The sequence below is a fragment of the Candidatus Dojkabacteria bacterium genome, from assembly GCA_016927995.1.
Classification (GTDB): Bacteria; Patescibacteriota; Dojkabacteria; order JAFGLO01; family JAFGLO01; genus JAFGLO01.
Map to the genome: position 1 here is coordinate 1 of JAFGLO010000008.1, position 12,398 is coordinate 12,398.

At 40.3% G+C, this 12,398-nt stretch carries 7 protein-coding genes; 2 read left to right on the forward strand and 5 right to left on the reverse strand.

Going from position 1 to position 12,398, the window contains the following annotated elements; genetic code table 11:
• Positions 1–98: 98 nt before the first annotated feature.
• The 5 genes from ftsH to JW962_02285 form a co-directional block, all read right to left on the reverse strand.
• Positions 99–1,952 (reverse strand): ATP-dependent zinc metalloprotease FtsH, encoded by a 1,854-nt coding sequence (gene ftsH / locus JW962_02265; protein ID MBN1374136.1) that lies wholly within the window; start codon positions 1,950–1,952, stop codon positions 99–101.
• 110 nt (positions 1,953–2,062) lie between these two features.
• A complete protein-coding gene (locus JW962_02270; GenBank protein MBN1374137.1) occupies positions 2,063–3,127 on the reverse strand; it encodes a hypothetical protein in 1,065 nt (354 codons plus the stop codon).
• Positions 3,128–3,142: 15 nt separating this feature from the next.
• Positions 3,143–5,554 carry a hypothetical protein gene (locus tag JW962_02275; protein MBN1374138.1) on the reverse strand — a complete coding sequence of 804 codons (2,412 nt, stop codon included), beginning with the start codon at positions 5,552–5,554 and terminating at the stop codon, positions 3,143–3,145.
• Between the two features lie 42 nt (positions 5,555–5,596).
• A complete protein-coding gene (locus JW962_02280) occupies positions 5,597–7,129 on the reverse strand; it encodes a hypothetical protein (GenBank protein ID MBN1374139.1) in 1,533 nt (510 codons plus the stop codon).
• Positions 7,130–7,154: 25 nt separating this feature from the next.
• Positions 7,155–9,416, reverse strand: coding sequence for a hypothetical protein (locus tag JW962_02285; protein ID MBN1374140.1), 2,262 nt, complete (start codon positions 9,414–9,416; stop codon positions 7,155–7,157).
• 93 nt (positions 9,417–9,509) lie between these two features.
• On the opposite strand from JW962_02285, the gene JW962_02290 reads away from it, so the two are divergent.
• Positions 9,510–11,942, forward strand: a complete 2,433-nt coding sequence (locus JW962_02290) for a hypothetical protein (GenBank protein MBN1374141.1) — start codon at positions 9,510–9,512, stop codon at positions 11,940–11,942.
• Positions 11,943–12,395 carry an SsrA-binding protein gene (smpB, locus tag JW962_02295; protein ID MBN1374142.1) on the forward strand — a complete coding sequence of 151 codons (453 nt, stop codon included), beginning with the start codon at positions 11,943–11,945 and terminating at the stop codon, positions 12,393–12,395.
• Positions 12,396–12,398: the final 3 nt, after the last annotated feature.

Here is a 12,398-nt window from a genome sequence, read left to right on the forward strand (position 1 = left end):
GCTTGTTTTGCTTTCTTGTTAAGGTGAATCTCTGCTCACATACCGGGCTTCCAGAGTTTTACTTTACTTCTTCACTACTTCACTATTTCACTACTTTACTATTCTCTCATGAACTCTTCGAATTCTTCCTTACTTACTACTTCACTTTCCATAAGAATCTTAGCCAATCCTTCGAGTTTCTTTCGTTGTTTTGTTAGAATTTCTCTTGCGTTCTCATATTCTTTATCTACAATTGCTTTGATTTCTTCATCTATTATGGCTGCTATCTTTTCACTATAATCTGACCGCTTCTCGTAGGAATAGCCAAGCCAATATTCATTTTGGGCTTCGCCATATTTTACAAATCCAAGTTTATCGCTCATTCCATATTCTTTAACCATTTTTTCAACGAGTTTGGTTGATTCTTCAATGTCGGACTTAGCACCGGCACTAATTTCTCCATATACAATTTCTTCGGCAACACGTCCTCCGGTATACACACGAACACGCGCCAAAAGTTCTTCTTCTGAAATTTCAAGTCTGTCTTTTTCTGGTAACTGCATTGTCATACCCAGAGAAAGTCCACGAGAAACTATGCTTATTTTGTATACAGGATCGGACCCTTTGGTAAAGTAAGAAACTATTGCGTGACCTGCCTCATGATATGCAGTTCTCAATAATTCTTCTTTTGTCCGCTGGAGTGACTTTCGCTCGGGACCGTACATTACTTTAAGAATTGCCTCTTCAAAATCGGCCATTATTACTTCTTTTCTATTGTCCTTTGCGGCAATTATGGCAGCTTCGTTTGCAATATTTTCAAGGTCGGCACCGGAAAGTCCGGTTGTTTTTTTTGCAATTGTTTCAAGATCAACCTCTTTTGTAAGTGGTTTGTTTTTCGTATGAACCTTGAGAATGTCAAATCTTCCCTTTGCATCGGGAGTCTCTACAATAACTTTTCGGTCAAAGCGACCTGGTCTCAAAATTGCGGGATCCAAAATATCCGGTCGGTTGGTTGCTGCAAGCACGATTACTGTATCGTATCGGGAAAATCCATCCATCTCAACAAGAATCTGGTTTAACGTCTGCTCCGTATAACTGGATTTTAGGGATACTTCACGTTTTTTAGCAACTGCATCGATTTCGTCGATAAATACAATACATGGTGAGAGACGGCTTGCTTTCTTAAAAAGATCACGAACCCTTGCTGCACCTGCACCTACAAGCATTTCTTCAAACTCGGCACCCGAGGTATGAAAGAACGGTACATTGGCTTCGCCTGCAACCGCTCTTGCCAGAAGGGTTTTCCCTGATCCTGGCGGCCCTATTAATAGTACACCCCTTGGAATTCGTGCTCCCACTTCGAAATATTTCTTTGGATTTTTAAGGAAATCTACAACTTCGGTTAGCTCTTGCTTTGCTTCTGCTATACCTGCAACATCGTCAAAGGTAACATTGGTCTTTTTGCCGACTAAAAGCTTTGCGGTAGACTCACCAAATGAACTCATTTTTGAGCTGGAGGCCTGAATGTTTCGAACTAATATAAACCCTCCGGCCAAGAGTAACCCAAACATCCCTATTGTAATTATTGTGTCAACACCTATTTTGAAATCCTCGGCGTATTCTATTGAAAACGATGATGTATCAACCCCGGAGTCTTTAAGGTAGTCGGTAAACGACTTATCGGATTCCTGATAGATCGCACGTTTAATCTCATTTGAATCTTCAAAGCTTAGTTCAACCAAACCTTGTATAGACTTGATTGTTATTGTGTCCACTGTTTCAGGCTCATCCTTTATTATTTGAATAAGTTCTGATATTTTCAATGTCTCTACATTGAGATTCGAAAGAATTGGCGACAATATTAACCAACCCAAAAGTGCAATAACAACAAATCCTGTTATCCACGATAACGGCGTTGATTTGGCCTTAAATGGTTTGATAATCTTTACCTCTACTCCTTTTTCGTTTTCCATTATTTTTTTATTTATTTAATTTAGGACAGGCTTGAAACCCATCCTTACTAGAAAGGTATTTTATCACACAAATGTACTTGTAGGGGCAGGTTTAAAACCCGCCCCTACACTTATCTTACATTTGTGTGCCAAAATTCCATTGTATACAATCCACCGGACAACCCCGGCATACTGCTTATTGTGGCTTTACCCTGGATTACAATAACTGGCAACAAATAGCCGTTATCCATATCAAGATAATAAACCTGCCCCATTGCAGAAATATTTAAATTTTGAAAATTAATGTCGGAGAAGACGATCCCTGTTGCGTAGTTTGGATCTTCTTCCGTAATTGGGTCATCGTAAACTGAATTATATTCGTCAAAGACAATCTGCGTCTTAACTATTTTCGAACCTGCCGTACCTGACTTAAAACTATCTACGATTCCGTCGGAATTGTATCCGTTATACGTTCCTACTTTGTTAAAATCAGGTAAATATCTAAGCATCGACATATACGTTATTTGACCGTCCGAATCAACCACAAGTTCAATAAGATCCTCCTCAAAATTTGTGTTTAGAACTTTATATTTGTTAACCGACAAGGTTCCTATTATACTTTCATAACCGGCAACATTTTTTACAGAAAAGGTATAATTATCGAAATATTCGGTTTGGAATAAATCATTTAATGCCTTTGCTACAGAGGAATTCACGTCACCACCAGACGAATTTATTACCAACCCGCTGTTAGTCAAAGATATTTTTAATATTTGGGTATATAAAGTTGCGTTTCCCTTGTTTCCCGCCCAGGTTGTAAAATACTCTGATTTGGTTTCCACAAACCCTAACGATTGCATTGCACTTATTAAATCGAGCATTATATTTATATCAACAAGCTCATACACTTTATTTAATTCGGGCCACTGTGTAATCTCGGCATTGGCATCAAGATAAACTGCTGTATTCGAGAGATTAAGTCCACCGTTTGGATCATCTATTGAAAGCTCTCCTAATGATTCATCTCCCTGCTGAGCCGGATTTAGAAGATCCTTAAAGTAAACAAAGTATGTTGCAATCAGTAAGCCAACAAAGGCAAGAACAACAAGAATAACGAGGTAGTTTGCAACGAAAAACTCTTTAATTTTTTGAAAACTAAACTTCTTATTTTCTTTTGGTTCTTGTACTGTTTCCATTTGCATTTAATTAACTTACTCGGGACATACACTATTACTTCCAATTCCAACATACCTTGCAACATCTACCGGAGCCCCCGAAGGAGTACGTGCAAATACATGCACATGCTCACCACTCCAGCGAAGAGTACAGCCATCCGGAATTTGCCCATCTCCCGGCCCGGGAATTGTCTTAAGCTGCGAATATTTGATTCCACACCCAACTACCCAGTCACCCTGCCCGGGAGCAAGAGAAAACAACTCACATAAAGGGTCACCAGCATTTACTGAAGCCCCAGACTTTATCACGCACTTCTTTGCATCAATATGTACAATAACGAATTGAGCTCCCGTACTTTTTCCTGTTTTATGATTCTTTTCCTTAATAATAACATAGTCCTGAGATAAACCAACGCGGTAAATTGATACTGTTCCACTTACCGGAGCTTTCACCATTTTGGTTCCATCGGTTGGGGCAATATCAACTGCATAGGTATTTTTTGTTTGGACAAGAATTCTGTGAGACGTGGCTCCTTTGTATCCTTGAGTACATTTTATTGAATCAAACATTGGGCTAAATGGATAATCTAGCTTTAACTGCGTTAGACTTGCATTGTAGTCAATTGCATATCCTCCACCTGCAGTACCGTCGAGTATGCTTGTATTACCACCAGGCACTGTAGCTCTATCGGGTCCTCCCGACCCAACTTGACCGGGAATAACATCGTTTGGCATAAAGGCCCCGGAACGTGCATACGTGGAATATATACCGGCGATAAGAATGCCCATTATCACGGCTACCAATAATAAACTCTTAACGGATATCTCCAGCACGGCCCATCCTATTTTTTCTACAATTTCAGCGACAACCCATCCGACAACTGCAGCAACCAAATTTCCAATTACGGGAACTGCTGAACCTATCGCTTGCAAAGCTCCGTGAATCAATCCTTTCGTTCCAAACTTCATAGCCAACTTTACAAATGCATCAGACACCGATTGAAACGCTTTTCGAATCGCATATTGCACGACCGACTTGGCCGCATTTTGCCATCCGGCATTTGCAACCTTTTGTAACTCCTTTGCAAGTCCGGCCATGCCCATTTTTTGTGCAATATTTATTGCAAAACTAACCCCTCGTTCGGCAATATGCTTGTTTACAAAATTCTCAAGTCGACCTTTTATACCAAGTTCCGGAAGTATCTTTTTCCCAAAAAGCAGGTTAACCATTTTTGCCCAATCGCCATCCCATGCCGATCTTAAGATAACACCCGGATGGGCAATATATGCCAATGCAAATACTTTGTTAAATCCTTTCCCCAATTTATAGTCTTTCCATTTCTGAGGCGTGGCCGTAAGCAATGCCCTGAATTTATCGGCACCACGACCAGCCGCAAGCATCTTTAAAAGATCTCCGTTTAAGAAGAGATTTGGAAATGTTTCAGCTTTCGACCAGGCCAACCTACCTGCATTAATATCGTTTACTAAATTTATAGCACCTAACCATCCACTCTGACCTTTTTTAATTCTGGTAAGTTGTATCGCAAGTGCCCTTTCGCTTTCAGAACCCTTGCTTAGTTTTCTTATGATGTGGTCAAACGCAAGAGACTGATAATTCTCCCCGCTTTCAGTTTCAATAATTGTTCCAACGATTGATTGAACCGTACTCGAGGTTTCTTTGGAAACATCCAACCCTAATTGAGAAAGATCTGAATCAACAAGCGCTTTTAATCTATCCCCTCTTTTCTTACTGGCTTTACCCTGCTGTGCTATTCCGATTCTTTTTAGATATGCATTCCTTCTACTTGCATCATTAAAACTGCCGAGATACTGCTCAATTGTATTTATTTCGGGGGCCGATACTTTTGCCTTTGTAAGAATTTCTCTGGAGTTTTCGGCAAGTTCTGCAAACGCTAAGGCTCTTGCATCGTTAGAAGTATGCATTATATCGTTGTTATTCCAAAGATCCAGCACTCTTCTTCTGAACGAATCAGAGATATCCCCGTGTCCTGCCTTTGCAAGAGAATACTTTAGCAATCGCTCCTTTTCCCAAGAAGTTAGACTTGATATCATATTTGCCCACTTTTTACCCCCACCAAAAAGCGGCGCACTTGCACCATAGGCAATCTCCTTGGAAAAATTAATCGCACTCTCTACGGCTTTGTTCGGATCATCAAGAGCCTGAACAATAAATTGCGGAGATATCGAGACGTTAAGGTTTTTATAGTCAAGCCCTACGGTAAACCTAGGAGAATATAACGCAATGTTAGCTCTGTTTATAACGTTATCAATGGGACCGGCAACCAACGCATTTATAGGTGCCATTGCACCTTCCATTACATCAGCAACCTGAGCACCCTGCTGACCAATATCAATAAAAGGTCTACCCTGCGCAGGTCTGCTTTGCTTTGGTAACAAACTGTCAAATACCGAGTCTAAAAGTCCCATTAAAATTCAAAGTAAAGTTTAAAAGGTTTAACCATTACTACACTACTCACCCACTGATTTAAGTAAACCACCAATAAGTGGAGTCTTGGACGACATCCCAACAATGCTTTTGGTTGCAAGACCCGCGGCCTGTGAGCCCTGAACCTTTAAGAACTCTTTTGTAAACTTGTCGGCTGATGCAGCGGCAAGCACTATAGCATAGGCAATTAGCCCACCAATGTTACCTGCGCCGGGATCAACAAGTGTTGTATTGATTCCACCAGGGAAGGTAATCGCAGTCTTAATACTACTTATTGCAACAACCGCCCCAATGTTAATCATTGCGAATGTAACCGGAAATACAAGTGCATCTGCAAAAATACCTTTATACGAATCGATTATCATTTTTTCCTGACCAGGTAATGTGCCAATTAACGTAACAATAGGTAGTGCTATTACCTTCATAAAAATCTGGGCGTATGCAAGAAACAGATTGAAAACTATCTTAAATGAGGCATATATTAAGCCCACGGATATAATAATTTTTACCAAAATGTCCTTCCAGGTTATTCCTCCGTTATAAATAAAACCTGTAGCCGCAGTAACTGCAGACATAGATACAGATGCCGTTGAGGCCAGAAGATCCCCCGCAGAGGTTCCCCAACCCTTAAATGTTGTTATTAGTGCATTTCCCCACGACGTTACCGCTCCTTGAAGGGTTTGCTTTATACTGGCAGAATGTGCTGCATTACCAACGCCACCCGTCATATCTACAGCACCCGTTAAAATCCACTGTGTGTTTGTCCAAAAATACCAAGGTCCGCCGAGTCCAATTGGCTGCATTGAGATTCCATTCTTAGTGTAGTAGTCAGCAATGAGATTACTTATTAGCGCCATGACAAATGTACTAACGCTAAGAAGTAGTCCTGCTAAAAAGAAACTCGCGTGCACAAGAATCATTCCAATTATCACACGGGGAATAGAATTTGTTATGGACACTGCAACCTGCCCGTTAATCTTTTGTCTAAACATGATCATAAACCCGATTACAACAACAACTACAACAAATCCTACATATGCAATATTCTTTGTGTAATCCCATAGATCCTTTATTGGTTTTAACATATCTTGACCTGAGGTGGGAGCTGTCGCAGCATTAGCTTGGTTTATTCTCGAAGGACTCCACTCCTGTGCAATGTAAACTCCCGGGTTTACAGAGGTAGGAAAGTTTGAAAAAGCATAAGTAACAAACTCACTTGAGCGATCCAACAGTCCGTATCCCATGGATCGAGCCGCTTCACTTTCCTGTAAAAGCGCCATTTGGTCCTCAACTGGAAAAACACCAAGCCCTATTAACCGTTGTCCAAAAACTAAAATACCGGCCATTGTATTAACGCAATGATAATCGGCTGCGCTAGTCCCCTCTGTCCCATATACCTGATTTGTAACCTCGGAACACTCAGTATATGCAGAAAGGTTAGGATCACCCGCACTGACCTTAAAGCTTCCGCTTATGGTTCCGATAACTACCATAAACAAAAGTGCCATTGTTAAAATCCTCATGCCTTTGGTGAAGAGCTTTTCGATTTTGGACATTTTAAGTTAATATTAAAATTTAAATTTATTCTTCTTTGGGCGGAATACCCTGAGTTGTAAGTCTAACATAAGCTTCACTAATATCCATGTGTCCTGGCATTCCATACATTTGATCGTATGCTTCACCAATAAGACATGAAAACTTTAGTACTCCAGGAAAATACAGCTTAAGATTATCATATTGTTTACCACAAATATATGCAGAGACTTCGACGTAAAGTTCGCCGACGTTATCACATTCGGTACCGCCACCCGGATAGGCCGTCATACCTAGAAGCGCAAGATCATACTGTTGCATTATATCGGTGAAGGTGTCGGTAACATAAAATTGAATATCTTTTATGCTTTGTTTACACGGATTAAAGAAAGAGATCGTTCTATCAATTGTACTTTCTATAACCCATGTTCCCGCCTGACCAATGGTCATTGTAGGTGCTTGAATACTGCAGTACTCTAAAGCTCCGGCAGGTACGGAGTTAACCTGATTTTTACAAACCCCAATCATCTGTTCTTCAGCATATGCTTTTAAATATTTTTCAAGGTCCAAGAGTCCATTAACGCCTTCCCCGGGAATTCCATAAAAATACGCCATATTACTTTTTGCCTTTTCATAGGCTGCCGCCGCATCTTCAACTGTTGCCTCGGCTTTCTGCCCACTTGATCCCGTTGTCTCAATGTATAAAACAGATGGCGTATAAGCCGCCGGAAAGTTGGCCGTACTTGACCAAACCATGTCGTAATTTTTACCTGGAATCTGCATTGAATAAGGATTCCCACCTTGTTGGGCTGTTCGACCTTTGGCTCCGATAATTGGAATTTCGTTATCTTTTGCAACTAGCCCAAATGGTGCCGAAATTCCTGTAGGATACATCATGGTTCCAAGCCGAATATCGCAATTGCAACCAAATTTTCCAACTTCGCCAAGCTCGGAAAACCAGGTGGACAAAGTATTAGAAGTTTCACCCGTTACCGATAATCCTTCGGTACAAACCATTTTGTCAACAACAGGAATATCGCCTGTACATGGACGAATTTCGTCGCCCCATTCAGGCCACAAACATGCATTCATATCGGCTCCCCGAGTTGGAAATCCATTACAACATACGTAATATGCAGAACAATACGAGCCACCACCACACGAAATATATTTATTGGTCGGACAGGCTAAACTACTATTAAGTCTAGAGGCAAAATTAGTAGCACTCGTAGCTCCACTAAAAATACTGTTCCAATCGACGTTACAATTATTATAAACAGATACCGCAACAGTTGATGAATAACCGGTATTGCTGTTTGTCTGACTGCCGGCCGCAGGTAAGTAATAACCTCTACACTGAGCAGTTCCTTCGATATCGGGGTTGTAAATAAAAGGCATTGCAGCTTTTACCTTGCCCTGCAATTGTGGCCATGCATTTGCTAAAAATTGAGCCATATCAGGCTCAACATATCCACCTAAAAACCCAAGTTCTGTAATAAAAATATTGTTTCTGTCAAAGTTAACTCCGGACGTAGTTCCCTTTAATATAGCATCGGTACAGATCCCGGCATCGATACAGTTTACACTGTCCTTGTTGTTGTATATTGTTGCATAACTTCCGCCATATACGTGAAGGGCAACACCATCGAAAGTAAGATCGCCTAAATTCATGTTACTAATAAACTCACTCGGATTAACGGTCTCGGCATTCGGATATGGGTTCATGGAAGGAAATAATACCTTATGCCCCTTTGCCCTAAGTGCAGACACCAGTTTTTTAAGATATTTACCAACACCTTGTGCCATTGCCGTATTACCTCCACTATTAAAAAGCGCAGTGTTTTCCCTGCTCCAGTTAATTTCGTTAAGAGGCTCAACCCATACAGACGTAATTCCGGAAAGACATGAAGCAAAATTATTAACCAGATTAGTTTGGTCGGCATCGCTTACAGGAATTCCGCTACTACCCGGATACAATCTGACAATTAAATTCCCACCTGTGTGCGAGGCAATATAGTCAATTGGAATTCCACTATTCACCTGTTTACAGTCGGTACCCATCATTACCATTACCCAGTTACCGTTATTAACCGCCCAGTTAAGCGTGGCATTCTGATGATCCCAGTCATCGCATCCATAAGCACCAAGATTATACCCGACAACAGAATCTGCAACAGGACCGGTACATGTTCCACCCGACGATGCAGATACCAAAGGTTTGTAATTTACAATAAAAAACAAAGAAAGCAGAAGACACAAAACAGAGCCGCCATAAAACCAAAATTGTTTTCCGGGCATCTTTAAAACCATGCCAAAGGATACCATATTCTGTTCGTTTCTGCTAATATATAATACCTTCTACGAAGGGAAAATTTTGAATAAATTTTTAGAGCCTGCCCAGCTATGATTACATGGAACACTTACTTTTCAAAAAATAGTGAGTCCACAAAAGCGTCAAAAATCTTTACACAAAAACTTGGAAATACCAATGTTTTCACAATCATTACACTTTTGGGCTCGGGTCCCTTCAATGCTCATACAGCAGGCAATATGATTTGGGAGAAAATTAAAGAAGTAATAATGGAACCAACCGAGTCGATAACCGAAATGCTCGAGGAGGCACTAAAAAAATCCCGCCAGCACTTAATTCGTCTGATTCAAAATGACGAGACATTTAAAGATATCGGAATTGATTTTCATGTTTCAATCGTTATGGTTCAAGGTAAAATTATGTACATTGGTAACATTGGAGACAACGATCTTTATATAATCCGAAACACCCCCATAGATATAGGAAAACTTGTCCACGACGAAAAGAAAATATTTCAAACCGGCAGTGGAAAACTTGAAGATAATGACATCTTGATACTAGGTGCACCCAATACGGTCGATGCATATATTGAAACCCAGTTTTCTGAAGATACCCCACTGCACCAATGGGAGCTAATAAACGACGACTTCCAAAGTCTGTCGGATGGATTTGCGGGTACACAGTCAATTATCACAGTTTTTATAGGAACACCCGAGTCACAAATTCTTGAAGAACCTGCGGGTAAGGTCAACGATCCAACAAATTACAAGGCAGGCAACATTACGGCAGAATCGGCCGGTACAAACACCGCCCTAAATCCGGAAGCACTGACTCCCGAGTCACTTATGATTGATGATTCAACCTTTGGAGGAAAGGTTAAATCATTCTTTGCGAAGGCAAAACTTTTTGCAACCGATACTTACCGAAAAATCGAGCCCACTATTGGTAACCTGATCAACAAAGTTAAAGAACTGTTCGGGTCAGCCAAATCGGCAATTTCCCAAAGATTTTCGGGCCAGGACCACTCCGGACTCGAAGAAACCAAGATACCCGTTGCATTCGCAGAGCCAACTAGAAATGACAATTCCGGACTATACAAAGACTACGAACTTCGGGACGTACAAAAGCCCGTCTCGGCAAATCTAAGACCGCAAAGCTCTATTGGCCGTAAGCTAAAGAGTTTCTTGTCATTCTTACCAATTCAGCCAAAAGTAAAACCGCAAAACGTCGGTAGCAAAATCGGTGAACCCTTCTACAAAAAACAATGGTTCTACGTTGCCATAGTTGCCGTTATCGGAATATTCATAATCGGCGGACTCATAAAATCCGCAAAAGAGAAAAAAGTCTATACGGCTTACCTTGACAAGATTACAAGTTACGTAACGACTGTAGAAACCATTATTTCGGAAGCAGAGCGACTTGCTTTGTCAGGACCAGAAAAAAGAACTGAACTTATTACAAAGGTTGACCAATACAAAAACTATATTGCAACCGAAAGTATAGACACAACCAATCTAAAGGAAGCTGATCTGGAACTTAAAACTAGACTTGGAACTGCAGCTACAAAAATGATTCTACTCGAGAATCAGGCCTATTTAATAGAACCTGTAAAGGAAGGCGAGAATCTAACAATCCTCTTTGACACAACACAGGCATGCAATGGAATGGCTGATCCTATCGACATCGCCGTTAACTCACCCTTCATGATTATTCTTGGCAATGACAAAAAAAGTATTTGTGTTGTAAACCTAAGTGAAACCAACGCTCAAGGAGTAATAATTGATAATAATCATACCCTATCGGAAGAACCATTTGCCGTTTCAGCTTATACAATTAAAGATTCCCAAGACAAGATTGTCTCATCCGGGTTTTATGTACTCGATGCCAAAAAAGGTGTAATAAAAATTGAAATTCAAAATAGTGAGAATGCTTTTCTGGATGCCTCAAAATTTGTATTAACCGCAATGTCTGCACTAACTCCAAATACAATCGGGAAGGCACTCGACATAGAAACCTATAAAGAACACCTATACTTTTTAAACGCAAGTGAGTCACGTGTTAAGAAGGCCGCCGGTCAAGACAACGGGTTTGCTTTCCCTCAGGAATATCCCGGCATGCGAAATGACGAATTTACCCTGGCAACAGATATGTTAATCGATGGAGCAATTTACATTCTTACAAACTCCCCAAGTAAAATCCTTATGTACTCAGGAGGTGATCCATATAATTTAACAATCCAAAACACAACACCGAATATTAACGTTATTGGTAATGGATTCACGGAAATTGGTGAGACTCGTCCAATTTACATAATTGATCACCAAGAAGGATACGAACGTATACTGGTTTTTGAGAAACCCACCGGAGAAGGTATGGCTTTAAACTTAAATCTCAGATACCAGTTTAGATATCAGGGAAGTAAGGAAAATGTATTTACCGACCTAAAAGAAGTTTTTCCCGATGAATATGACAATTATCTTTACGTTCTTGACGATACGCTAATTCTCAAGATTGTCGTTAAATAAATGATCATTTCAAATAAGGGCGTAACAAAACATTACGAGGTAATTGACAAATACGAAGCAGGGATTATGCTAACGGGTCCGGAGGTAAAATCCATTCGAAATAAAAGTATCTCTTTTAAAGGCACCTACATTACCAACAGGACCGGGGAGCTTTTTCTTGTTGGACTTAATATTGGTCAATATAAATATACCGGCAGTAAAAATGCCATATCGGAAAGACAAATCAAACTTTTGGTTACGAAACACGAGCTTGTCAAGATTAATTCAAAACTAAAAGACGGTAGTATTACACTTGTTCCCCTTTCAATTTTTACCAAAGGCAAGCGACTTAAACTTGAGTTTGCAATGGGTCGTGGACTTAAAAAATATGATATTAAATCTCGTGAAAAAGCTATTGATCAAGAACGAAAGACTGAAGCCCGTGAAGCAAAGTATAAAAAGATTAACGGCTGATTG

Coding starts and splice junctions, on each gene's coding strand:
- ftsH (MBN1374136.1), bottom strand. CDS start 1,952: ATGGAAAACGAAAAAGGAGTAGAGGTAAAGATTATCAAACCATTTAAG.
- JW962_02270 (MBN1374137.1), bottom strand. CDS start 3,127: ATGGAAACAGTACAAGAACCAAAAGAAAATAAGAAGTTTAGTTTTCAA.
- JW962_02275 (MBN1374138.1), bottom strand. CDS start 5,554: ATGGGACTTTTAGACTCGGTATTTGACAGTTTGTTACCAAAGCAAAGC.
- JW962_02280 (MBN1374139.1), bottom strand. CDS start 7,129: ATGTCCAAAATCGAAAAGCTCTTCACCAAAGGCATGAGGATTTTAACA.
- JW962_02285 (MBN1374140.1), bottom strand. CDS start 9,416: ATGGTTTTAAAGATGCCCGGAAAACAATTTTGGTTTTATGGCGGCTCT.
- JW962_02290 (MBN1374141.1), top strand. CDS start 9,510: ATGATTACATGGAACACTTACTTTTCAAAAAATAGTGAGTCCACAAAA.
- smpB (MBN1374142.1), top strand. CDS start 11,943: ATGATCATTTCAAATAAGGGCGTAACAAAACATTACGAGGTAATTGAC.